Annotated in this window: 1 protein-coding gene; it reads left to right on the forward strand. The window is 74.5% G+C overall.

Translation table 11 applies throughout. The annotated features are described in order from the left end of the window. Window positions 1–986, forward strand: a 986-nt coding sequence (locus KBX34_RS33070) for an ABC transporter ATP-binding protein (protein WP_210928991.1), incomplete at its 5' end; no start/stop codon positions are given. Window positions 987–1,129: the final 143 nt, after the last annotated feature.

Here is a 1,129-nt window from a genome sequence, read left to right on the forward strand (position 1 = left end):
GTGAGGTGGTTGCGTTGCTCGGCCCGAACGGCGCCGGCAAGACCACCGCGCTGCGTGCGCTGGCGGGGCTGCATCCGCTCACCGCCGGTCACGTCACGCTCGACGCCATCGACCTGGACCGCCCGGCGACGCGCGGCTGGGTGCCCACCGAGCGCCGGCCGATCGGTGTGGTCTTCCAGGACTACCTGCTGTTTCCGCATCTCAGCGCACTGGACAACGTGGCTTTCGGGCCTCGCCGGCACGGGGTCGACCGGAAGACCGCCCGGGCCACGGCCCGACACTGGCTCGACCGGGTGGGGCTGGACGCCCAGGCGCACCGCCGCCCCAGACAGCTCTCCGGTGGTCAGGCGCAGCGGGTGGCATTGGCTCGCGCGTTGGCCGTCGCGCCATCGCTGCTGCTGCTGGACGAGCCACTCGCCGCGCTGGACGCCCGCACCCGACTGGACACCCGCGCGGAGCTGCACCGCCACCTGTCCGCGCACCCGGGCGCGACGGTGCTGGTCACCCACGACCCGCTGGACGCCCTCGCGCTGGCCGACCGACTGGTCATCGTCGAGGGTGGTCGCGTGGTGCAGGAGGGTGACGGGCCGAGCGTCACCGCCCGCCCGCGCACCGACTACGTCGCCCGGCTGGTCGGGCTCAACCTGTACCGGGGCAGGGCCGAAGGGCACGGGGTACGCGTCGCACCGGACCTGACCCTCACCGTCGCCGACCGGTTGGACGGCGAGGCCTTCGTGGCGTTCCGTCCGGCGGCGGTGGCCCTGCACCCGTCCCGACCGGAGGGCAGCCCACGCAACACCTGGGCGGGGACGGTGGCCGGCGTCCAGCGGCACGGCGACAACCTCCGGGTGCAGCTGGACGGGCCGATCGGGGTGGCCGCCGACGTCACGCCGGCCGCCGCCGCCCAGCTGCGACTGATTCCCGGTCAGCGGGTCTGGGTGGCGGTCAAGGCGGCCGAGACGCACGCCTACCCGGCCACCGACTGACCGCCGGCCCACCAGCCCGCCCGGCTCATGAGGACACGGACGACGAGCCAGCCGCGACGGTGGTGGGCCCGCTGTCGTTTCGTCCAGGACGGCCACCGCAGTCGCCATCTAGCCTGGACCCGGCAGCTCACCCGAGCATGAGG

This window comes from Micromonospora sp. M61, from assembly GCF_018070245.1.
GTDB lineage: Bacteria > Actinomycetota > Actinomycetes > Mycobacteriales > Micromonosporaceae > Micromonospora > Micromonospora zamorensis.